We start from the raw sequence: 23,389 nt of genomic DNA on the forward strand, positions 1-23,389 counted from the left end.
CCCACTAGTTCAGTCCCCGCTCGCTCGCAGACCTTACGGCAAAGTCAACGATCGCTTGGGCGTCTTCGGCACAGACAAAGCCTTGCGACACCTCAATCGCCGTATCGCGCTCGCACAGGGCGCGGTAATTTTCGAGCGATCCGTACAGCTCCTTGAGCATCGATGCCGAGAACGACTCCATGTGGCCAAACAGCCCATCCTTGTCGCTCGTCTTATCGACCGTGCCCTGACCCGGCTCGACCAGGCTCGTGTTGGAGTAACGGGCAAACGGATGCTCGAGCAGGCAGGTGCGAAGACCGCCCTTGGTGTTGCCCAGGGCATCCTTTACGTTCTCGCCGTTTGCATCCAGCTCAATGCGCGGGCACGTTGCCGGCGCGGCGCCGGTGCGGACCCAACGGAACAGGTTGCGGAAGGCAGCGTGGAAGAGATACTGCGACGGATAGGCGTTTGCCTCGGCATGCTTGCCGACATACACCGGCAGGTGGTCGATACGCTTAAGATCCTCGTCGTCCTGGTAATAGTCGACATAGCTCCACTGCGTATCGTGGGAGGCGCCCGTCACCTCGTACAGTCGGTAATTAAAATCGGGGGCATCGCTATCGGGCATAAGCGTGCGCCAACTCTCAAAGCGACCGTTCTCGCTTTCGGTCTGAAGGGCGATGAACGGCTCCTCGACGTGCTCCACGCGCATCAGGTGATGCGCATAGTCCCGGCAGCACTCATACTGGTTGACGGGAGTGCACAGCGAATGGATGCCGCCGCCGGACAGATAGCCGTCAAACACGCGGCCGTCGCGGCGCACCTCCTCGCGATAGGCAAAGCTATTGAGGTAGCGGAACAGATAGGCGCCTGACTGGGACCATCCCGTAAGGCAGATCGCCTGGTGCGGATAATCGCGGATCGGGTTGAGGTCGGAGTCCTCGCGCAGGAGCCACGCAAGATCGGTCAGCATATCCCAAAACAGACCCGTCTCGTAGGAGATGTCCATGTCGGGAAGTGCGCCGCCGCGCTCGAGCTCGGCCGGATCATAGTCGAAGGGTCGCTCGGGAGTCGGGTTCGCCCAATTCATAAAGGCATAGCGATCGGGATTGAATTCCTTGAGCTTGGCGATGGTATTGGGCTTGCTGGTGATGCCTACATAGATGTCACCAGAGCGCACAAACTCGCCGTAGCCCAGAATCCACATGCGCTCGATTTCCATGAACGATGTGGGGTTGATAATCTCGACCACCACGTTGCCACTCGCCTGCGCCGGATCTTTGGGCGCGCGGACGACAATGCGATTGGAATAGGGGGCATCGGCGGTCATGACCTCTACGCCGCCATCTTCGTCGGCAGTGCGATACACGTTGGCGGTGCCGTCAACGCGATATTCGCGTTCGACGTAGCCATTCGCGCTCAGATGACAGTAGTGCTCGGCGCTCGAAAACGGATAGCTCTCATCCGTAACGGGCATTTCGGAAATAACGCTGATCATCTCGTCCCCCTTGCTGTTGCGTTTGTTGAGACAAACTCTACTGGGGACGCAACTTAACTTCTATCGATTCTTAAGTTGACTTACTAAATATTTAGCTTAATGAACAGCCGAGTGTTAAGCTCGTTTTAAGTTAACAACCGTTAGGAACCACCATGGCCGTTACTGCAAAACAAATTGCTGATCAGCTAGGAATCTCGGCAGCGGCCGTCTCCCTTGCACTTAACAATCGACGCGGCGTAAGCGAAAAAACACGGCAGCTGGTGCTCAGCACCGCTGAAGCCCTAGGTTACGACTTTAGCAAGATTAAGTTCGAGCGACAAAGAAGCGGAACCGTTGCCTTGGTTGCCTTTAACCGGCGCCGCATCTTTGCGAGCCCCTTTTTCGCCGACATGCTCGCCGGAGTCGAGGGCGCCCTTAGGCATGCGGGATTCTCGTTTTCGCTGGTGAACTACTCGCCATTCGAAAACATTCACCAACAGATCGCCGACATCGCCGAGGCACGATATGACGGCGTCATCATCCTCGCAACCGAGATGTACGAGTCGGATTTTTTGCCGTTTGCATCGCTGGACTGCCCTCTGCTGCTGCTGGACTCATGCATGAGCGTTGGGGTCGACACGGTCAAGATCGACAACGCTGCCAGTATGACACTTGCCGTACAGTACCTGTATTCGAAGTATGGATCGGTCCCCGGCCTGTTAACGACGCCCATTACCTTGGGCAACTTCACCGAACGACGCTTCGCCTACGAGCACGCCATCGGTCAGCTAGCCGGGTCGGAAAAATGCGGCATCATCCACGAGCTCGCCGTCGATCTAGACGAGGCCTACTCGGGCATGCTCGACATTATTGATTCGGGCGAGTCCCTTGCCCAAAGCTACGTCGCCGTCTTTGACGATGTGGCTATTGGAGCCATGAAAGCCTTCATCGGGCGCGGCTATCGCGTGCCCGATGACGTACGCATCGTCGGCTTCGACAACAACATCGGCGGCACCTACGTGCAGCCGCAGCTGACCACGCTCAACGTTCCTTCGCAGTATATGGGCGCCATCGCCGCACGACGCCTCGTCGAGATCATCGACGAGGCCGAGCATCACCCGCTCAAGATCGAGCTGGGGGCATCGCTCATCAAGCGCCGTTCTGCCTAGATTTCGCGCACGCTTTGGCGCTCGACAAAATAGGTCGATACGGCCGTCTTGCAGGTATAGCTCTTGGGATTGCGGATGTTGCCCACCAGACGGCGCACCGCGATCTCGCCCACCTCGTGTTTGGGAACATGCACCGTGGTGAGCGGCGGGTTGGAGAAGGCGCCCAGAGATAGGTCGTCAAAGCCGATGATCGAGACATCCTCGGGCACGCGAATGCCATGCTCGTTGAACGCGCGCATGGCACCCACGGCGAGCACGTCGTTTTCGGCAAAGAAAGCCGTTGGCAGATCTTCGCGCGAGGAATTGTCGAGCCACGCGCCCATGTCGCGATAAGCGCCCTCGAGCGTGGTGCCCAGCGTGACGCGCCATGTCGGGTTGGCCTCAAGGCCCGCGTCCTCGAGCGCTTGGCGATAGCCGCGCTCGCGATCCTTAAAGTTGCGGATACGAAGGTCGCCTGCCAGATAGCCGATTTGCTTGTGACCTTTCTCGATGAGGTAATCCACGGCACGCAGCACCGAATCGGTATTGGCAATGACCACGGCGTCGAAGTACTGACGATCGCTCCAGCCGTCGAGCACGATCAGATGGGCGGCAGCGTTGGCAAACAAAGCGTAGTCTTCCTCACCCAGCTCGGTGCCCATCAGCACGATAGCAGCGGACGGATCGGCGATCAGGCCCTCGACCTGCGGACGCACGGCATCCAAGTCGCTAAAGTCAAGCGAAACAAAGCTCGTGCTCATACCGTGACGACGCGCCTGGCGCTCCACGCCCTCGATGACCGCGGGATGGAAGGTGCTCTCATCCAGAATGGCGCCCGTCTTGCGCGCGAGCACAAACTGAATGCTCTCGAGCTGCGTCGACTGCTGATAGCCCAGCGACTGTGCGCACTCCAGGATGACCTTGGCGGTCTCCTCGCTTACGCTGCGCTTGCGGTTGAGCGCGTTGGACACGGTCGCAGGCGAAAAACCGGTGATGCGGCTGATCTCGCGAACACTTGCTTTGGCCATTGTTCCCCCTAGCAACGGCCGTGGCGGAACATCGGGACTCGATGGCTCGGCAAATAAACGGCCGCAAATTCAATCTAAACAGAGTAGTAAACGTTTATGAGCTAGTTTAGCCTGTTGTCAAGCGAAGTGGCGTGACTATTCCCCCAACGGGCATATTTACTCGGTAGCTAATCTGGAACGGGGCACAGAGACCGTTTAGCCCAGGACGCGGGCCATGCGCGCCTTAAACTCCACGAGGAAACGTGGGGCGTCCACGGTGAGCGCCACGAGCGCGCTCTTATCCGGATCGGACAGACGGTGCTCGTCGCAGATGGTGCGGCCGCGATACTCGCCCAGCAAGTCAACGCGCAGGTTACAGCCGAGCGCGCCCACGAGCGTGGGATCAATCGCCACGGCAACCGCCAGCGGATCGTGCAGCGCGCAGCCGCCCAGGTAGGGCGCGTTCATTTCGTACGAACCGATATAGTGCTCGACCATGCTCGCAAACGCGCAACCGGCCATAGTGCCCGAGCCCGTCCAGCCGGCAATGTCGCGACGCGTGAGCACCACGCGGTGCGTCACATCCAAGCCCACCATGGTGAGCTTGCGACCTGAACGCAGCACGGCATCGGCCGCCTCGGGATCACTTGCCATATTGGCCTCGGCGCCCGCGCTCACGTTGCCGGGCACGGTAAGCGCACCGCCCATCACGACCACGCGGCCGATGGACATCATCGCCGCCGCATCGCGCTCCAGGGCAAGCGCCAGATTGGTGAGCGGGCCGGTCGCAACGTAGACCAGATCGGGCCCATAGGTACGCGCGGCATCAATCAGGTAATCGACCGCCGCATTGCCATCGGCCGACGTCGCGCCCACCGGCTCGTACGGCGAGGCGGGCACGCTTGCGCCGCCGATGCCGTTCTTGCCGTGGATAAGCGTGGTGGACGCCGGCGGCGTGTAGGGTTCGGTTGCCTTCATGGGACGATCGGCGCCCAGGTACACCGGCACCTCGGGACGACCCAACAGGTCGAGCACCGCCAAGCAGTTGTGCGCCGACTGCTCGACGCGCACGTTGCCAAAGCACGTGGTGATGCCGACGAGCTCCACCTCGGGGCTCGCGATGGCATAGGCGAGCGCCATCGCATCATCCACGCCCATATCCAGATCAAGGATCAGCTTCTTGGTTGCCATTGTTCTACTCCGCTTCTCCGTCTACATCCAAACCGTCTAAACCAAACTTGTGCTCGACTTCCGCACGCATGGGAATTGATTGCTGAGCGCCCAGGCGCGACACCGTCACCGCCGAGGCGCGAGCACCCGCCGCCATGCACTCAAAGAGCGGCAGGCCCTCCAGACGAGCCGCCGCCAACGCGCCGATAAACGTATCGCCGCGGCCGTCGTATCGACCACCGCGCTCGAAAGCGCCGGCATGCGCAGCGGCTCACCGCCATCGCCGAGCGTAACCGAGCCGGCGCCGCCCAACGTGATGACCGCAGCCCCGGCGCCCTTGTCGAGCAGCGCATTGAGCGCGGCGACGCAACTCGCATCATCCGTGGGCAGAATGCCCGTCAGCACCTGGCACTCGGTCTCGTTGGGGCAGACCAGGTCGACCGCAGGCCACGCTCCTGCCGGCAGGTCGCAGGCGGGCGCCGGGTTAAAGATCGTATAGAACCCCAGCTCGTGAGCGCAAGAGAGCGCCGCGGCCGTTGCCATCAGATCACATTCGCCCTGGGCGATAAAGACGCTTCCGGCAGCCGGGGCAAACTCACAAACATCGCCATCGAGCTCATCGGTTACCAGACCTCGCAGCGCGTGGGCAACGTCCTCGCCCGCAAGCGCATGGTTGGCGCCCGGCGACAGCACGATGCGGTTGTCGCTCTCGCAGCGAATGATAGTCGCGGTACCGGTCTCCACGTCATCGCGACGCGCCACAAACTCAACGCCCACGCCGGCATCCTGGAGCCCTGCCACGAGCGCATCGCCAAAGGTATCGCGCCCAACAGCGCCGATCATGCACGTGCGCGCACCCATGCGCGCAGCGGCAACGGCCTGATTGGCTCCCTTACCGCCGGCGTTAGTGATAAAACCGCTGCCATCGACCGTCTCGCCCGCACGCGGCATGCGCTCGCACGCCACCGAAAGGTCCATGTTCATGCTGCCGAACACCGCAACGATGCTGTGATCCGCCATGGAAACCTCCTCGTCTTCAGGCTTTGCGCCCACCGTCGACCAACGATTGTGCACTCTCGCACCCCCTATAACTTTAGTCCACTTTGATGTGGACGCGCGCTTGAGCTTGCGCCGGCAGCAAGCATTCACAGGGGCAGGCAGCTACAATGAATACGTGCTGATTATTCTCGTCATTGGATGATGTTTTATGGAACAATTCTCGCAATCGGGCTCGCGCGGTCGACGCCGCACGGGCAACGAGCCGGCGCCGCACGAACGCGTGAAGGGCGAGCGCCGTGCCAACGAGCCGCGACGCACCGCGAACCCCCATCGCGCTTCTGCCAACAACGCGGGCCGCGCCAACACTCCCGCCGCGGAGCAGACGCCTGCTCGCCCCAAGTCCCGCTACATCCCTGCGCTCGACGGCCTGCGCACGCTTGCCGTCGTCGCGGTGGTGCTCTATCACCTCAACCTCACGTGGGCTCAGGGCGGCCTGCTTGGCGTCACGATCTTCTTTGTGCTTTCGGGCTATCTGATCACGCGCTTGCTGCTCAACGAAGTCGCTAAGACCGGCCGCATCGACCTTAAGAGCTTCTGGATTCGCCGCATCCGTCGCCTGGTCCCCGCCGTGGTAACGGTAGTGTTCGTGACCTGCGCGCTGTGCACCATCTTTAACCACGTGATGCTCACCAAGATGCGCCCCGACATCCTGCCGTCGCTGCTGTTCTTCAACAACTGGTGGCAGATTGCCCAAAACGTCTCGTACTTCAATGCTCTGGGCGATCCCTCGCCGCTTACGCACTTTTGGTCGCTCGCCATCGAGGAACAGTTCTACCTGGTTTGGCCCCCGCTGCTGCTCGCTATGGTATCCATGCACATGAGCAAGCCCAACACACGCCGCGTGGTTCTGGGCCTGGCTGCTGTCTCCGCCATCGCCATGATGGTGCTCTATAACCCCGCCGCCGATCCCAGCCGCGTGTACTACGGCACCGACACCCGCGTGTTCTCGCTGCTGCTGGGCGCTTGGATGGCCTTTATCCCCGATCGCGACCTGGCGCCGGTGCGTCTCGCTCGTCGTTTGGGGCTCAATCGCCTGGCTGGCGCCGCCAAGCACGGCAAGAACGCCGAGGGCAAGCATGACGCTACGACCGACGGCGCAGCCGAAACCGTCTCGGCACAGCCGAGCGCCCTCGTGCGCTTTTGGTCCTCGCCCGCATCCATCGATGTGTTGGGCGTCGTGGGTCTGGTTGGCCTTGCCGCCATGGTCGCGCTCACCAACGGCTACACCGCGTTCCAGTATCGCGGCGGCACGCTGTTATGCTCCATCCTCACGCTCATGGTCATCGCGGCCTGCGTGCAGCCCCAGGGAATGGTTGCCCGCGCACTGTCCGCCGAGCCGCTCGTGTGGGTTGGCAAACGCTCGTACAGCATCTACTTGTGGCACTATCCGCTACTGTTGCTCATGAACCCGGTCGCCAACATCAACGATACGCCGTGGTGGCAGTACGTTTTGCAGGTGTTGTTGGTGGTCGCCGTAGCCGAATGCTCATATCGCTTTATCGAGACGCCGTTTAGAAAGGGCGCCTTTGGGCGCACCGTATCCGAGTTCCGCGACGGCACCACCACGCCCGCCAACTGGGTGCGCGCGCATATTCCCGTGTGCGCCACTTGCGGCATCGTGCTTGTTATCGCGCTGGGCGGCCTGATCTTTGTGCCGGAGACCTCCGCACTGAGCGGTGAGGGCGCCGAAGTCCTCAACAAGGAAGTCAAAAACACCGCGCCCACCGACCAGCAGGCGGCCGACGACACCGACAAGGACAACGACGGCTTCCCCGATGGCTCCTACGACCTGTTGATGATCGGTGACTCCGTGTCGCTGCGCGCCGTTGATTCCTTTGACGGCGTGTTCCCGCACAGCCATATCGATGCCGAAAAGGGCCGCCAGTTTGATGCGGGCCGCGCGACATTTGAGGGCTATCTCCAACAGAACCTTGCCGGCAAGATCGTGGTCTTTGCACTGGGCACCAACGGCTTGGTAACCGACGACCAGATCGACGCCATCATGGCCGATGCAGGAGATAAGCGTATTGTGGTGTTTGTGAACACGCGCAGCCCGCAGCCGTGGGTTGGCTCTACCAACCAGGCCATCGCCAACGCCGCTACGCGCTACAAAAACGTGCGCGTTATCGACTGGTACGGATACAGTGCCAATCGCAACGACCTGTTCGATGGCGACGGCACGCACCTGTCGACCACTGGCGTGACTGAGTACCTCAACTTGATCCACGATGCAGTCAAGAAGGACCTGCCTGTGCATCCCGAGGACCACGTCAACGATCCGCAGCCGGCGGCCGTCAAGTCTGCCACCGACGCACTCGTCAATGCGCTCGCTCTCAAGCCGCACAAGCTGGGCACCGACAAGTAACCTGCAGCGCAAACTTCCCACATCCGGAGGGGGTGCCTGCCACGGCAGGCACCCCCTCCGGCAGTTAGGGACGTTCCTTATGTGCCGGCACCTAGGGACACTCCTGGCACAGCCGAGGAACGCCCTCCTTGCGACCAAATTCTGGGCGCCTCGCCACCCCGAACGTTGTTTCCAAGCCCACACCCGCAGCAAACAACCCAAAATCACTCTTTTCGAGCCGGCTCCAAGAGGTCGTGGACAAAAAGGGGCAAATATGAGTACTGTTACCATTTTAGTAGCAGGCAAAACCACCCAAAATGACGTCCGAGCGGCCCCTACAACCCCCTAAAGCAGCCAACCTGACTGGTTTAAGGCATATTGGAGCCGATTTTAATGAACATACTATAGGTTATGTTCATTATCTTCTTGGATGTAAATGCTATTCACTTAACAACAGTACTCATATTTGGCATTTTTTGTCCACTGCCATATAACTAACGCCCTATAGCAGGCAAAATGCAGGCCGCAGCCCATGGCCGCGGCCCGCTCGAAACCCAAAAGAGGCGCTACGCGCTGTAGCCCATCGCTTGCAGCACAAACATGACGACCGTCAGCACCGTAATCACGGCGATAGTCGCCCACGTGAGCACGTTCCACACGCGACCGTTGCGGTTTGCACCCATAATGTGACGGTCGGCGGCGATAACCACCTGGAACACCAGAACCACGGGCAGTAGCACGCCATTGATGACCTGCGAGGTCATCATAATCTGGAACAAATCGACGCCGGGCATAAGCACCAGCACGGCAGAAATACCGATGATGGCAGTAATGATGCCGCGATAGACCGGGGCCTCGTCCCAGCTGCGGTCGGCACCGCGCTCCCAGCCAAATGCCTCGCAGATAGCGCTCGACGTAACGCCCGGCAGCACGCAGGCAGCCAAAAAGCTCGCTGCGACCAGGCCCGAGGCAAACAACACCGTGGACCACTGGCCCGCGATGGGCTCCAGCGCGCGGGCGGCATCGGCGGCATCGCTAATCTGAATACCCGCCGGGAACAGCACCGTACCGGTCGTGATGATAATGAAGCCCGCAATGATATCAGCAGCGATCGAGCCGCTCACGGTATCAATACGCTGCAGCACGATGTCGTCCTCGCCCGCGTTCTTATCGACCACGTTGTTCTGCGCCAAGAAAATCATCCACGGCGCGATGGTGGTACCGATCGTTGCGACCACGAGCGACACGTAGCTGGGGTCATTTTGAATGTTGGGCACGACCAGGTCGACCGCGACCTCACCCCAGTTGGGGCCAGCCATAAACGCGGCGACGATATAGGTCACGAATACGCAGCTCACCAGCAGCAGAATCTTCTCGATGCGCTGGAAACTACCTGACATGGTAAGCATCCACACCAGCAGCGCCACCAACGGTACCGAGATGCTCGCCGGCACGCCAAAGAGAGCAAGGCCGCTGGCGATGCCCGCAAACTCCGAAATGGTCACAGCCGTGTTGGCGATCAGCAGCGCTGCCATGGCCAACACACTCTTGCGCACGCCAAAGCGCTCGCGAATGAGCGATGCCAGGCCCTTACCCGTGACGCAGCCGCAGCGCGCCGCGGTCTCCTGCGTCACGATGAGCAGCACGGTCATGATGGGAAGCATCCAGAGCATCTTGTAGCCATAGCTGGCGCCCGCACTGGAATACGTTGCAATGCCGCCGGCGTCATTGCCCGAAAGCGCCGCCAGCAGACCGGGGCCCATAGCGCCAAAGATGGCCGCGATGGTCAGCTTTTGCTTGGTACCCGACTTTTGCTTGGTATTTTGCACGCGACCACCTAACCCATGACTGACATGGCGAGCAGCACCGCGGCGATGCAATACGCCACACACGAGATCATGACGGCAATGACGTTCATGGCGGTGCCCGACGTGTTGAGGTCATGCTCGTCACGCCAGAACAGCACAATCAGGTAAATCACGGCGCTCATGTTGCCAACCAGGCAAATGATGGCAGCGATATTAAAGCACCCGGTAAAGAGTTGCTCCTCAAACATGGGCGCATCGAGGAACGCAGCGGTGCGCACCAGCTGGGCGCACAGGTAGGTCACGAGTGACAGAATCAGGCCCATGCCCGTGCTCTGGAAGAAAAACCCCAGATACGGCTTGGGCTCGTCGTCGTGACCGTCATACTCCAGGAAGTAGTTCTTGACGAACGACACCATGCGCGAGGCCGCCAGCAACACGAGTGGCATGGCGCACATGGGAAACACCACCAGATGCGCGGAGCCCAGCGCCGTCCCCAGCACTGTTGCCATGATGCACGAGGCAATGCCCCACACGACAACCCAGTACTGGCGATGCACGAACCAGCTGAGCACATTCGTCGAGTCATCGGACGCGCTGTCGCCCGAGCCGACGCCGGCGATCTGCAGGTCCTCCTGATGCTCCTCGGCGATAACGTCCATGGCGTCGTCGAAGGTCACGATACCCAGGATGTGGCGGTTCTCGTCGCAGACGGGGATGGCGACCAGGTCATACTTGGTCATCTCGTCCGTCACGTCTTCCTGGTCCTCGTCGGGCGACACATAGACCAGGTCGCGATAGGCCAGCTGGCCCAGCGTAGCGTCGTGATCGGCTACGATCAGCGTGCGCAGCGAAAGCACGCCGGTCAGCATGCCGCTCGGATCCTCGGTATAGACGTAGTAGACGCTCTCGAAGTCCTCGTCGAGCTCGCGAATCGCCTCGATGGCGTCACCGACCGTTGCCGTGGCGGGCAGGGAGACAAACTCCGAGGTCATGATGCGGCCGGCGGTGTTGTCCTCATACCCCAGCAGATTACGAATCGCCTTCTCCTCCTTGACGCCCATCAGGCGCAGGAGCTTCTCGGCCTTCTCATAATCGAGCTCATCGATCAGGTCGGCAGCGTCGTCCGGGTCCATCATGGCCAGCATCGACGATGCGTCCGTGTCGGACAGGCCCTCGAGCATCTCGGTCATAAGCTCGTCGTCATCGAACTCCGAGATGGCCTCGGCGGCCTGGGCGGTATCGAGCTGCGCAAACACCTGCGCACGTAGGCGCGGGTCGAGCTGCTCGATAATGTCGGCGATGTCGGCAGGGTGCAGCTCGCCGAGCGTCTTGTGCGACACCGAGAGTTGGATGTTTTTAGTCGAGCGGTCGAGCAGGTCCATGTAGGACCAAGCGATGATGTCCTCGCTGAGCGGCTTGCCCAGGTGCTTCATAAAGCCCTCGACGACGTGCTCGAGTGCGGGGCTGATGGCGCGTAGCAGACCGCGGGCACCGACCTCGGCACCCAGCAGGCGCAGCTGGTTTTCGCCCGACATGGAAAACTTGATGTCGTTGACGCGCACGACCTTCATGCCCTGCGTGTCGACGATCTGCTTATTGAGAACATCGCGCGCCAGCAACAGCTCGGTCGGTTGCAGGTACGAGAAGCGAATATTGGTGGCAGACGTGTTGAGATACACGCCCGTCTCGTCGATACGGTCGACCCATTTGCGCCAGCTGATCATAAACGGCGTCTTGCCGGGGCCGCGGAACGCGAGCGACGTCACGTGCGGAAAAACTTCGCCGGTAGCAATGCCAAAATCATTCACCACGCCGAGCTTTTCGCCGTCGACGTCCAAGACTGGCAATTTGAGCATCTCACTCAGATAATTCAATGGTGCTCCCCATCATTATTCCTCCGGACGCGGCCGCGCGTGCGGCGTCCGGGGGCTTCTGGATATGTATACGCATGCGCGGGCGGCACGCCGCTCGACGCTTACACCCCGTGCATGCGCAAAAAGCACCTGCATGGGGTCATCGACTGTATGGTCGAGGTTTGGATTTCACCTGTAACCTTTCTCTTGACCCTCATTAACCGCAGTAACTATAGCATCAGCACCGCCCTGCGGCATCGAATTTATGCGCTGCACATTGCAGGCATACCAAACGCTGACGCATCCGTGACATAGCCATTGGGGACGTTCTTAAACGACTACCCAATGACTACTCTGTAGTGTCATCGTCCTCGGCAAGTTGGGGGTACACGGCGTCCTTGGGCATGGTGACCTTCGTCAGCGAGATGAGCTTTTTGCTCAGCGACGTGTCCGTCTTGACCAGGTCGCTGAGCGTCACGATCTTGTAGCCGTCGGCGACAAGACCGTCGATAATCTGCGGCAGCGCCTCGAGCGTCTGCTCGGCGCATTCGTCTCTATCGGTGAGCAGCACGATATTGCCCGGCGTCATCGAATCGAGCACCGTTGAGACCTGCTCGTCGGCACCGTTGAGCAGCCAGTCGCCCGAGTCAATATTCCACGAGACCACGGCGGAGACCAGGTCCATCGCATCAATCCAGTCTTGCTCGTCAAAGGCAGCGTAGGGAGCACGCAGTAGCATCGTCTTCACCCCGGTCGCCGACTTAATCGCATCGGCGCCTTTCGTGATCTGCTCGCGTACCGTCTCACGGTCCTGACCCTTGAGCGAATCGTCGCTGTAGCTGTTGGATCCGATTTCGCACCCGGCATCGACAATCGCCTTGGCCGTGGCAGGCGAGGCCTCGGCCGCATCGCCCGAAAGGAAGAACGTCGCGGTGACGCCCTTCTCCTTGAGCACCTGCAAAATCTGCTTGGTCGCACCGCTCGGACCCTCGTCAAACGTCAGCGCCACGTACTTTTCGTTGCCCTTGGGCGCCACGCTGGCGCACGCAACGACGCAATCGGTGGCGGGCACAACCTCGCCGCGGTCCTGCGTCTTGCCCGACTGCTCACCAACCCACACCTCGGAGCGGCCCTGAACGCCCCACGTCTGCACATACTCGATAGCGCCCGTGCCCTCGACCTTGAGCTTGGGCTCGATAACCGTAGCCTGAACCTCATGCTTCTCGTAGGTGTTACGGCCATCCTTGACCGTCACCTTCTCGCCACCCTCAAGTTCGCGGCTATCCCATTTGCCCTGCTTCACGCGCTTGCCGTCCACCTTAACCGACAGCTTTTCGCCGCCACGGCGCTTGAGCACACTGTCATCGACGGCCAGCAGGTCCCCTGCGTCGTAGGTGTCAGTCAACTCCTGGTCGTCGATGAGATTCTGCAGCGTAGAGCCCACGCGCACCGCGGTCTTCTGGCCGTTGAGCTCCACGTCCACGCTGCGGTTGACATAGCCCACGACGGCAGCGATAAACAGCACGAGCGCGCAACCCACAGCGATGAGCGCATAGGGCAGACGGGACGGTCGGCGCGGCGAGCGCCCGTTGCCGATGCGCGCGCTGCGGTCGCTAAACCCGCGGCTATGGTTGAGGTACATCGCGCCGGGCTTACGGCGACGGCGGCGCTGACCGCTGGGCAGCTGCCCCAGGTCGCGGCGCGCCGTCGGACGCGCACCCGAACGCCCGTTTAAGTTGGATCCGTTTTGGCGCATGTGCCCTCCCCCATAAACACAGCAAGCCGGAGCAACAGGTCTCCGGCTTGCCTCCCATCATTTGGTACGTCGCTATTTTGTAGCTTTTGACGAGCCTCCGCTCGCCTTTTGGTATTCGTCCTTAAAGGCCTTGAACATGCCGCGCGTCTTGCCGAGCTGCTTGCCCAGCGCGCGACTGCCCTTGTCCACGGCAACCGATCCCTTGTCATCGAGCACCTTGGCGCCCTTCTTGACCTTATCGCCCACCACGACACTGGCCTCGGCAGCCTTGGCGGCCGCGCCGCCCGAATACCCGAGCGCCTTGACCTCGTCCGAGACAATCATCGCGCCGTTCTCGTAGCCGCGCAGCATCGTCGGCGGCACCTGCGTGTCACCAACCAAAACACTCGAAGCAGCACCGGCGGTCACATAGAATGCCTGCACGATGCCCGAGCGTGGCTTGAACTCAACGTCCGAGCAATAGCCCACGACGTCGCCCGATTCCGTACGCACGTCCATACCGACCCAGATGATGCAATCGTCCAGGTTGATGTCGAGGCGCTTGGCGGCGGCGGCATCGTACGTGTCCTTGACGTCATCGACCGCAATGGCGCCCTCGTAGACACCAATGGCGTCGAGCGCTACGAATCGGTCGGGACGCTCGATCATGCCCGCGATATCGGACTGGCGGACCATAAAGCCGACCACGCGCGTACCGCCCGGGGTAAAGACCGGAAAGTGAATCTTTCCGAGCTTTTTAGGGCTGCGCGGTGTGCCGTCCTTTTTGGTGCGCTTGTCCTCGGTAGGCTTGCGATAGATCTTGGCGCCGACAAAATCCCCTGCGCGCATTATGCCTCGGTCGAGGGCTCCGCGGCCTCGGTATCAGCCTCGACGGCGTTCTCGACCACGACGTCGGCGGCAGGCGTCACGTTGCCGCCCGAAATGGCGTCATTGAGCTGCTCGCGCAGCTGGTCCATGCGCTCGCGGGCCAGGTCGACCTTGGCGCGCAGGTCGTCGGTCTTGGCGTCGACCATCGGGCCAAAGTCATTCACCGCAGCACGGGCCTCCTCGGCGCTGTGCTCGTAGGTGTCGCGCATATTGTCCCAGGCGTCGTTGGCGATATCGGCAGCCATGGCGCGGGTCTCGGCGCCCGAGCGCGGGGCCAGAGCAACACCGATAATAGCGCCGGCAGCAGCACCAAAAAGTGCGCCGGAGACAAAGCTGAAAGTCTTACCCATGATCATTCCTCTCCTGCGGGCACGTCGGTGCCCACCGTTTGAATGCTGTCCATTATACCCGCAGCGCATCACTTGCCGCTCCGCTCATCTGCGTACGGCAAAGGCGCAGGTACGTGATGGTGATAAACGCGTAGGCCTACTCCTGAGGCATAGCCGGCATGGCCACCGTGGCACCCGGGTCCTCGCCGGCGCCGTCCACGAGCGGCAAGCCGCCCTCATGCGCAGGTCCTGCCGGAACCGTCGCCGCACCGCCAAAGACGGCAGCGGAGGCCTCGTGGTTCTCGGCAACCGCGCCCTCGGTATCAATCGCCACCTTGGGCTCGTCGTCAAAGTTGGGGACGCCCTGGGGCTCGGTAGGAACGGGCTCGGCGGTCGCATCGGCAACGGGCTCGGCGTCAACCGGCACATCGCCCTCGTCAGCGCCCTCGTCCTCGGCAGTATCTTCGCCGTTCGCAGCGGCGACGGCCTCGTGAGGATCCTTGCCCTCGGCCTCGGCGCGCATGCCCAGCACCAGGTTGCGCAGGCCCGCGACCGTACCTTCCACGTCGGGGGCAGGCTGGTCGGCGTGCAGGTACGCCCAGTCCATCATAAAGGTGGCCGACGACAGCGCACCGATGGCCAGTGCGTCGTCGGGGCACGAAAGCTCGACCTCAAAGACGCGCTCGTCATGCTCGCTTACGCGCGTTCGGCCGCACGAGATGCTACCGGCAAGACCGGTCTCGTTCATGAGCTCGACCGTCACGTGCTCCAGCAGGTGGCAGAGCTCGGTCTGACCCATGCAGTCCTGGAACTCGCGGCCGGAATCGCCCAGGCACAGGTGCTTGGCAATCGCCGGTACCAGGTAGTACACGCGCGCCGTGGCCTCGATGTCCTCCGAGGTCATGAGCGGCATGCCGGGGTTCACCAGCACATGCGCGCAAATCTTGTCCTCACTGACGGTGACCTTAAGGATGTTGAACAGGCCTGCCATAACTCTCCCCTACTCTTCCTTGCCCTACTCGTCGCCGTCGTGCGGATTCGCGGAACCCGCACCCGACGTCGTCGGCTCGTTTACCGAAGACTCGGAATCCTTCTTATCGGTTTCGGCCGGAGCGATCACGCGAATGAGCGAGATGCGCTGGCCACGCATCGACTGCACTTTAAACTTGTACCCCGCGACCTCAAACACCTCTCCGATGTCGGGCACCGAGTCACAAAGCTCCAAAATCCAGCCGGCGATGGTCTCATAATCATCGCTTTCCTCGAGCGGCCAACCAAGCTCAATCGCGTCATCGCACGAAAAACGCCCATCGACGAGCCACTCGCGGCGCGAAAGGCGCGTGAGGTACTTGTTGTCGGGGTCGAACTCGTCCTCGATCTCGCCCACGATCTCCTCGACGATGTCCTCGATGGTGATGATGCCGGCCGTGCCGCCGTACTCATCCACGACGACCACGATCTGGTCGTGCGAGGTCTGCATCTCGGACAGCAGCGGCAGGATGTCCTTGGTGTCGGGCACAAAGGTGGCGTCGCGCAAAAAACCGGCGATGGGCTGGTCGCCCTTGCCGTCGAGCGCGGGCTGAATCAGGTCCTTGATGTGCGCAATGCCGGCGACGTTGTCGGGATCCTCGTGATAGACGGGGATGCGGCTAAAGCCGGTCTGGCGCATGGTGGACAGCACGTCGGCCACCGTCTCGTCGTCCTCGCACATGGTGGTGTCCACGCGCGGCACCATGACCTCGCGGGCAACGGTGTCGCCTAGGTCGAAGATCTCGTGGATCATGCGCTTTTCCTCGTCGAGCAGGTCGTCCTGCTCCGAGACCATGTACTTGATCTCCTCCTCCGAGACGTTCTGGCGGTCGTCGGCGCTCTTGATGCGCAGGATGCGGGCCAGGCCATCGGAGCAAGCGCCAGTCAGCCACACAAGCGGACGGGCGATCTTCTGGAACACGGAAAGCGGGCCCACGACTTGCTTGGACACGCCCTCGGCATTGGCCAGGCCGATGCGCTTGGGGACGAGCTCGCCGATCACGATGGATACGAAGGCGACCGCGACGGTGATGATGACCGGCGCCAGGCCGCGTGCGATGGCGGAGAGCGGCGCGATGCCAAAGCTCATGAGCCACGTGGCGAGCGGGTCGGACAGACTCGTCGAGGCGACGGCGGACGAGGCGAAGCCCACGAGCGTAATGGCAACCTGGATGGTGGCGAGCAGCTGGTCGGAGTCGGCAGCCAGCTTAATGGCACGCTCGGCGCGCTTGTCGCCTTCCTCGGCCTCGTGCTCCAGCACGGCGCGCTTGGCCGTGGTGAGCGCCATCTCGGACATAGAGAAGTAGCCGTTGATGAGGGTCAAAACGAGGGTGGTGATAAGGGAGATGGTTATGTCCATCGGGAGTTTCTCGAACCTCCAAGATTCGGGACGTCGGATTAAAACGTTGACGGCGGATACGGCAATGGCGCCGGCGCCCAAACAAGGACGCGAGCGCGCAGGCGTGGTCGCTAGATTACGAAGAGGATCACCGCCATGAACTGGAAGATACTGCCGGCGAGCACCCACAAGTGAAACACACTATGCAGGTAGCGCACGTTTTTGGCGATGTAGAACGGCACGCCCACGGTGTAGCACACGCCGCCGACAGCGAGCAGAGCAAGTGCCACGGGGTTGAGCAGCGACACGAGCTCGGGCAGCTTAAAGACGACGAGCCAGCCCATCAGCAGATAGACCAGGCCGCTTACCCAATGCGGCTGGCGCTCGCGCAAAAAACACTCGAGGGCGATCCCGACGATGGCGATGGCCCATACGGCAAAAAACAGCACGGGACCACCGTCGTTTGCCAGCGTAATGAGGCAAAACGGCGTATAGCTGCCGGCAATGAGCAGATAGATACAGCTGTGGTCGATAATGCGGAACACGCGCTTGGCGCCCGCGGGCTGAATCGCATGGTAGAGCGTGGAGGCTAGGTATTCGAGGATAATGCTGACGCCATAGACAATCGCCGCGGCCATGTGGGCCGGGCCTCCGCCGCGCAGGGCAGCGAACACGATCAGGAGCACCAGGCCCGCGATACCCAGCAGACAGCCGACACCATGGGTGACGGAGTTCATGATCTCCTCACCCACCGTGTAGTGTGGAACGGCCGCGGTCTTGGGTCGCGGCTTAGAACTGTCGCTCGAATCGGACATGCCGGTTACATCCTCCAACGTAAAGAGTTCTCAACACTATATCAAAGCGTCTGGGTGCGTGCGAAATTTGCACCATACGTGACCCTTTGTTTACCCATTCTTTGCCTGTTGACGCATCAACGGTGAACGTCCATAATGCGCTTGCATTAAATGTTGATGTATTAACATCTTATAGGAAAGCTTCTTATGTCTCAAAACGCACGTTCCCATCGAAAGCTCAAGATAGCCGGCATCGTTGCGCTGGTGCTCGTTGTCGCGCTGCTGGGGTTTGCCGGCAACTTCTTGTTCGACTTTGCCCTGAATCCCCAAGCGCCCTACACCATGAAGATGATGCAGGACGGCAAGGACGCCGAAAAGGGCGAGCAGATGGACGTCGAGGAGACCGAGGCGCGGGCGTGGTTTAAGGAAAACCGCGAGAGCAGCAGCCTCACCGCGGACGACGGAACCGAGCTTGCCGCCTGGTATTTTGCTGCGTCGGAGAGCACGCACGACTACGCCGTCTGCCTGCATGGATATACCAACGAGCCCATCGGTATGGCCCGATACGTCAAGCGATTCCACGACCGCGGCATGAACGTGCTCGCACCTGCCGCCCGCGCCCACGAGCGTTCCGGCGGTGACTATATCGGCATGGGCTGGCCCGAGCGGCTCGATGTCGTTGCATGGATTGGGCGGATCGTTGCTACCGATCCCGAGGCGCGCATCCTGGTCTTTGGCGAGTCGATGGGTGCGGCGACCGCCATGAACGTCGCGGGGGAATCTCTGCCCGCAAACGTGAAATGCATTATCGAAGACTGTGGTTATACAAGTGTTTGGGACGAGTTTTCTCTGCAGCTCAAGGACGTGTTCGGCCTGCCCAGCTTTCCCTTGCTCGATGTAGCAAACTTGGTGTGCAACGTGCGCGCGGGCTACGACTTTCATAAGGCGAGCAGTGTGGAGCAACTCAAACACGCGACGGTTCCCATGCTGTTTATCCACGGCGACCAGGACACCTTTGTGCCGTACGACATGCTCGACCAAAACTACGACGCGTGCGCCAGCAAGGTCAAGCAAAAGCTCACCATCCATGGCGCCACCCACGCCAAGAGTGCGCAAGTCGACCCCGAGCTCTACTGGAATACGGTCGACGACTTCCTCGATAGGAATTTTTAGGCAAAAAGCAACGTCTGGGGTTTTGTTGCCAAAAATCGGTTTGCAGTCGGCGGTATTCGATTTTTCACCGCACTTCTGAAAAGCCGCCCGCAAGCGTTGTGCTCGTGGGCGGCTTTTGCTCAACTTACGCTACAAAGGCGCTTATTTTGTCCAATAGCTAGGCGCTACTTGACCTCGATGAGCTCATACTCGCTCGTGCCCAGGCCAATCTTCTCGGCGTGCGCGATGCACGCGCGCCAGTCGGTGTCGGGATGTGTGATGCAGAAGGGGTCCTTGGCCTGCTCGCCCTCCAGATGCTCGTGCTTATGCTCCATCTTGGCCGCGCTATCGGTGAGCTCGGTGTTGGGCAGCGGCTCGGATGCCATGACGGCATCGGCGCAGGCCTGGTCGATGGCGACCGGGTCGAAGCTCGCGAACATGCCGATATCGTTGACGATGGGCGTGTCGTTTTCGGGATGGCAATCGCAGTTGGGGCTGATGTCCATGGCGAGCGAGATGTGGAAGCTCGGGCGGCCGTCGACGACGGCCTTGGTGTACTCGGCGATCTTACAGTTGAGCACGTCGGCCGCGGCATCATAGCCGGGCTTGATGCAGTCCTGGTTGCACGCCGCAATGCAGCGTCCGCAGCCCACGCAGCGATCGTGGTCGATGGTGGCCACGTGCACCGTGCGAGTAGCGCCGCCGGCAAGCTCGCGCTCGCGGGTGCCGTCGAACGAGATAGCGTTGTGCGCGCAGATCTTTTCGCAGGCATGGCAGCCAACGCAGTGCTCGGTCGCGACGTTCGGCTTGCCGGCGGCATGCTGCTCCATCTTGCCGGCGCGGCTGCCGCCACCCATACCCAGGTTCTTCATGGCGCCGCCAAAGCCGGCCTGCTCATGACCCTTAAAGTGGGTGAGGCTGATCACGATATCGGCATCCATGAGCGCCTGACCGATCTTGGCCTCGTGCACGTACTCGCCGCCCTCGACCGGGACGAGCGCCTCGTCGGTGCCCTTGAGGCCGTCGGCGATGATGATCTGACAACCCGTGGCATACGGGGTAAAGCCGTTCTGATAGGCGGTATCGATGTGCTCGAGCGCGTTTTTGCGGCTACCCACATAGAGCGTATTGCAGTCGGTGAGGAAGGGCTTGCCGCCCAGCTCCTTCACGACATCCGCGACGGCGCGGGCGTAGTTGGGGCGCAAAAAGCTCAGGTTGCCCAGCTCGCCAAAGTGAATCTTGATGGCGACGAACTTGTTCTCGAAGTCGATCTGCTCAATGCCGGCGCGGCGAATGAGGCGCTTGAGTTTGTCGAGCTGGCTCTCGCGAGCATGCGTGCGCAGGTTGGTGAAGTACACCTTTGCCGGTGCTGCGGGTGCGGTTGCGGTCATAGATCTATCCCCTCGGTCTATATGGCGTTACAGACATAGAGGATGGTACCCGGTGAAGTGGGGTTGAAGTCAAGCGCAACACCGAGTCGTTAGGCACTCATTGGGGACAGACTTAAATGAGTGCCGTCAGGGACAGTCCCTGCCAGCCCGGCCGACGAGCCGGCAATCCGACAAAGACTGTCCCCAACGACTAGTCGTTTAAGAACGTCCCCAATTGCTACTCTTGCACCTTGAGGGCTTCGGCCAGGCCGACGCGCTTGATAGAGCGCGTGTGTAGCAGCGCCACGACCAGGTAGGTCGCAAAGCCAATGCCGACGCATGCAGCCATGGACCAAGCGGGCACGTAGATCTCGATATTGCCGTTGTAGGCGAGCAGCATCGAGCGGAAGATGGCCGTGAGCGAGCCAATAATGACCGGCTGGCTCAGCACGAGCGACGCCGCCACGCACAGCGTGATCGAGCGGATGTACAGATGCGAGATCTCGCCATCGCGATATCCAAAGACCTTCATGTAGCTGATCGACCGGGCACTATGGTCGATAACGGCCTTGGTCAGCAGGTACATAAACAGCAGGAAGATAAACACCGCGAGCCCGACCATCATTCCGATCATTTTGCTCATCATGCCAATGAACTGGTCGCCCACGGCGCGCATGTCGTCGGGCGTGGTGTCGCCGGCAAAGTAGCGCGCATCGAGGTCGAGCTCCTCATCGCTCACATAGCCGTTGAAGTAGGCGGCATCGTTGCCGAACAGCTCATTAAAGTCATCAATGCTCATATAGATATTCATGTCCGACTTTGAACCCCAGGCACAGTCCTTGCCCGCGTACTCAAGGGAATAATGCTCGCCCTCGTACTTGTCGCTGAGCGTGACCTTCTGCCCCTCGCTCCAGCCAAACTTATCGAGCAGGCCGCCGCCAAAGACGACGTGTCCGTCGCCGATGTTGAGGCCCTTCCAGTAGCGCGAGTTTGCCGAGATGCCGTAGACAGAAATCGTCTCCTCGCCATTACCATCGCCGCGGTCGTATTGCAGCTGGTAAACGGCATATTTCTCGGCCTGCGCGATTGCACCCGCGCCGTTGTCGGTCGTATTGACCGGGTGGATATCGTCGTTGTCAGTGTCGATCTTAGAGGCCTTGTCGATCAGGTCGATAGCCTCGTCGCGGTTGCAGCCGAGGGCATCGGCAAGGTCGTCGAGGCGCGCGTAGAGCGCATCCTTCTTGTCCTGGACCTTGGCAAGCGCATCCTGCGCTGCGGTCAGGCTCTCGGCAGACGGAGATGCGGTCGCGGCGTCAGCTGCTGCCTGCGCCGCATCGGCCGCGTCGTCAAGTTCGTCATCGGCATCCTGGGCGGCAGAAAGCAGCGCGCCGTCAACCGACTGCAAGCGCTCGAGTGCCGACCACTGCTCGCGCTCCTCGGCAGTGCCCTCGAGCTCCAGCGGCGCCTTGAGCGTGTACTGGTGCTCGGCGACCAGGCTCGTCTCGAGGTTGTCCGCGTAGTGCGTCATCGTGGGCAGAATCGCCAGGCCAAAGAGCAGCAGCAGCGAGGCAAACGCAATGCCCACGAAGAGCGTGGCGAAGTTGCCCAGGTTGCGCAGGAAAACGCGCAGGCGGAAGCGGGAAACAAAGCCCATGCGTTCCGGCAGCTGCAGACCGCGCTTGGTACCCGACTTACCGCTCGCCTCGTGGCGAAGGAACTGCAGCGGCGTCTTGCCCATTTTGCGGAGCAGGCCCACCAGCGTGATGAGGACGAGCGCGGCGGCGGGAACCACGGCGCACTTCACAAAGATCTCCCAGCTCCAGTACACCTGGAAGGGCGGCAGGCTGTACGAGCCGTAGTAGAGACCGCGCATGGGCTCGGTAAAGAACGCGACGCCGAGAGCGGTGCCCAAAAGTGCCGCGAGCACGCCCGCGATGGCGGGAAGTGCCAGGTAGTGCAGCACGATCTCGCGACGGCGATAGCCGCTGGCGAGCAGCGTGCCGATGATGGCACTCTCCTCCTCGATGGTGGCGTCGGTGAGCACCACAAAGACAAACGCCATGATCACGATGATGATGTCGAGCAACGTCATCCACATCATGGAGTCGCCGTCCACGTCGTCGCGCGCATAGCCAATGCCCTGGTTGGAATCGGCATCGATCAGGTCGTCCACGCGCGCATCGGCATCGGTCAGCGCCTCGACCATATCCTGCTCCGCATCGATGCGATCCGCAGTGGGGAGGTCGCGATCGGCAAAGGTAAAGGAGTAGGTGTAGGCGGGTGCGCCGCCGGCGTCCTCAAGCGCGGTAAAGCCGGCGTCGGTGACCTCGGCCACGCCGTACGTGATGGTGTTCACCGTAAAGTCCGAATTGTCGAGGAACAGCGCCTGGCTATCGGGCTGGGTCATGATGCCGCAGATGGTGTAGGTGCGACCCTCGAGCTCGACCCTATCGCCCACGGCGAGGTCGTTGTTGGTGGCGAAAACACGGTCGATGGCCACCTCGTCGTCCGCCTTGGGCTGCCTGCCCTCACAGTAGGACGCGATATCGACCTTGGTGCGGTGCGCATAGGTGCGCAGGGTGCGCTTGGTGCCGTCGTCGCCAGCCGCCTTTTTAATGATGGCGTCGATGGAGAAATTCTTGTAGAGCGTGACGCCACCGACGTCGCCGGCTGCATCCTCGGCGGCCTTGAGCTGGTCTTTGGTAGCCTCGAAGGAGGTGGTCACGCGGCCGTCCTCAATCGTGTACGCATCGCGCATATCGTCGATGAGGCAGCCGATGGAATGCGCCGCGAGCAAAAAGCCCGACGTGAGGGCGATGCTTCCGCACATGAGCAAAAAGATACCCAGGTACTTACCGATATTGCGGCGCAGCTCGCGCGGGAGTCGTTTTGCGAGAGGTGTCATGGC

General features: G+C 61.1%; 16 protein-coding genes and 1 pseudogene. 3 read left to right on the forward strand and 14 right to left on the reverse strand.

Going from position 1 to position 23,389, the window contains the following annotated elements:
• Nucleotides 1-4 precede the first annotated feature (4 nt).
• On the reverse strand, nt 5-1,477 hold the full coding sequence (locus ACEG18_RS05075; protein WP_372541569.1) for an alpha/beta hydrolase domain-containing protein: 1,473 nt from the start codon (nt 1,475-1,477) through the stop codon (nt 5-7).
• 152 nt (nt 1,478-1,629) lie between these two features.
• Between ACEG18_RS05075 and ACEG18_RS05080 the strand changes: the two genes are divergently transcribed.
• Nucleotides 1,630-2,625, forward strand: coding sequence for a LacI family DNA-binding transcriptional regulator (locus ACEG18_RS05080; protein ID WP_372541571.1), 996 nt, complete (start codon nt 1,630-1,632; stop codon nt 2,623-2,625).
• Here the strand turns inward: ACEG18_RS05080 and ACEG18_RS05085 are convergent.
• From ACEG18_RS05085 to ACEG18_RS05095, 3 genes and pseudogenes are all read right to left on the reverse strand, one after another.
• Nucleotides 2,622-3,632 carry a LacI family DNA-binding transcriptional regulator gene (locus tag ACEG18_RS05085; RefSeq protein WP_372541572.1) on the reverse strand — a complete coding sequence of 337 codons (1,011 nt, stop codon included), beginning with the start codon at nt 3,630-3,632 and terminating at the stop codon, nt 2,622-2,624. The genes ACEG18_RS05080 and ACEG18_RS05085 overlap by 4 nt on opposite strands.
• A 195-nt stretch (nt 3,633-3,827) precedes the next feature.
• On the reverse strand, nt 3,828-4,802 hold the full coding sequence (locus tag ACEG18_RS05090; RefSeq protein ID WP_117821154.1) for a nucleoside hydrolase: 975 nt from the start codon (nt 4,800-4,802) through the stop codon (nt 3,828-3,830).
• Nucleotides 4,803-4,806: 4 nt separating this feature from the next.
• Nucleotides 4,807-5,801: pseudogene (locus tag ACEG18_RS05095) on the reverse strand (ribokinase).
• Nucleotides 5,802-5,988: 187 nt separating this feature from the next.
• On the opposite strand from ACEG18_RS05095, the gene ACEG18_RS05100 reads away from it, so the two are divergent.
• Nucleotides 5,989-8,205: an acyltransferase family protein gene (locus ACEG18_RS05100; protein ID WP_372541574.1), complete on the forward strand. Its 2,217-nt coding sequence runs from the start codon at nt 5,989-5,991 to the stop codon at nt 8,203-8,205.
• Nucleotides 8,206-8,750: 545 nt separating this feature from the next.
• On the opposite strand, the gene ACEG18_RS05105 is transcribed toward ACEG18_RS05100, so the two are convergent.
• The 8 genes from ACEG18_RS05105 to trhA form a co-directional block, all read right to left on the reverse strand.
• Nucleotides 8,751-9,947, reverse strand: a complete 1,197-nt coding sequence (locus ACEG18_RS05105; protein ID WP_372541601.1) for an Nramp family divalent metal transporter — start codon at nt 9,945-9,947, stop codon at nt 8,751-8,753.
• A gap of 74 nt (nt 9,948-10,021) precedes the next feature.
• Entirely contained in the window at nt 10,022-11,866 is a 1,845-nt protein-coding gene (locus ACEG18_RS05110) for a magnesium transporter (RefSeq protein ID WP_372541576.1), read from the reverse strand.
• 328 nt (nt 11,867-12,194) lie between these two features.
• A complete protein-coding gene (locus ACEG18_RS05115) occupies nt 12,195-13,601 on the reverse strand; it encodes a polysaccharide deacetylase family protein (RefSeq protein WP_372541577.1) in 1,407 nt (468 codons plus the stop codon).
• A 72-nt stretch (nt 13,602-13,673) separates the two neighbouring features.
• Nucleotides 13,674-14,429, reverse strand: a complete 756-nt coding sequence (locus ACEG18_RS05120; protein WP_117634575.1) for a PRC-barrel domain-containing protein — start codon at nt 14,427-14,429, stop codon at nt 13,674-13,676.
• Nucleotides 14,429-14,818, reverse strand: a complete 390-nt coding sequence (locus ACEG18_RS05125) for a YtxH domain-containing protein (RefSeq protein ID WP_099432470.1) — start codon at nt 14,816-14,818, stop codon at nt 14,429-14,431. Before ACEG18_RS05125 ends, ACEG18_RS05120 begins: the two co-directional genes overlap by 1 nt.
• A gap of 136 nt (nt 14,819-14,954) precedes the next feature.
• Nucleotides 14,955-15,788 (reverse strand): cyanophycin synthetase family protein, encoded by an 834-nt coding sequence (locus tag ACEG18_RS05130; RefSeq protein WP_372541578.1) that lies wholly within the window; start codon nt 15,786-15,788, stop codon nt 14,955-14,957.
• A 24-nt stretch (nt 15,789-15,812) separates the two neighbouring features.
• On the reverse strand, nt 15,813-17,186 hold the full coding sequence (locus ACEG18_RS05135; protein ID WP_372541579.1) for a hemolysin family protein: 1,374 nt from the start codon (nt 17,184-17,186) through the stop codon (nt 15,813-15,815).
• Between the two features lie 110 nt (nt 17,187-17,296).
• Entirely contained in the window at nt 17,297-17,980 is a 684-nt protein-coding gene (gene trhA, locus ACEG18_RS05140) for a PAQR family membrane homeostasis protein TrhA (protein ID WP_372541580.1), read from the reverse strand.
• A 186-nt stretch (nt 17,981-18,166) separates the two neighbouring features.
• Between trhA and ACEG18_RS05145 the strand changes: the two genes are divergently transcribed.
• The gene (locus tag ACEG18_RS05145; protein WP_372541581.1) at nt 18,167-19,132 is read left to right on the forward strand and encodes an alpha/beta hydrolase; all 966 of its coding nucleotides are present in this window, start codon (nt 18,167-18,169) and stop codon (nt 19,130-19,132) included.
• Nucleotides 19,133-19,296: 164 nt separating this feature from the next.
• Here the strand turns inward: ACEG18_RS05145 and ACEG18_RS05150 are convergent, their stop codons facing one another.
• A complete protein-coding gene (locus tag ACEG18_RS05150) occupies nt 19,297-20,502 on the reverse strand; it encodes a DUF362 domain-containing protein (RefSeq protein ID WP_372541582.1) in 1,206 nt (401 codons plus the stop codon).
• A 217-nt stretch (nt 20,503-20,719) separates the two neighbouring features.
• Complete coding sequence (locus ACEG18_RS05155) at nt 20,720-23,386, reverse strand: ABC transporter permease (protein WP_372541584.1); 2,667 nt, start codon at nt 23,384-23,386, stop codon at nt 20,720-20,722.
• Nucleotides 23,387-23,389: the final 3 nt, after the last annotated feature.

Source organism: Collinsella aerofaciens (assembly GCF_041537385.1).
Taxonomy (GTDB): domain Bacteria; phylum Actinomycetota; class Coriobacteriia; order Coriobacteriales; family Coriobacteriaceae; genus Collinsella; species Collinsella aerofaciens_BV.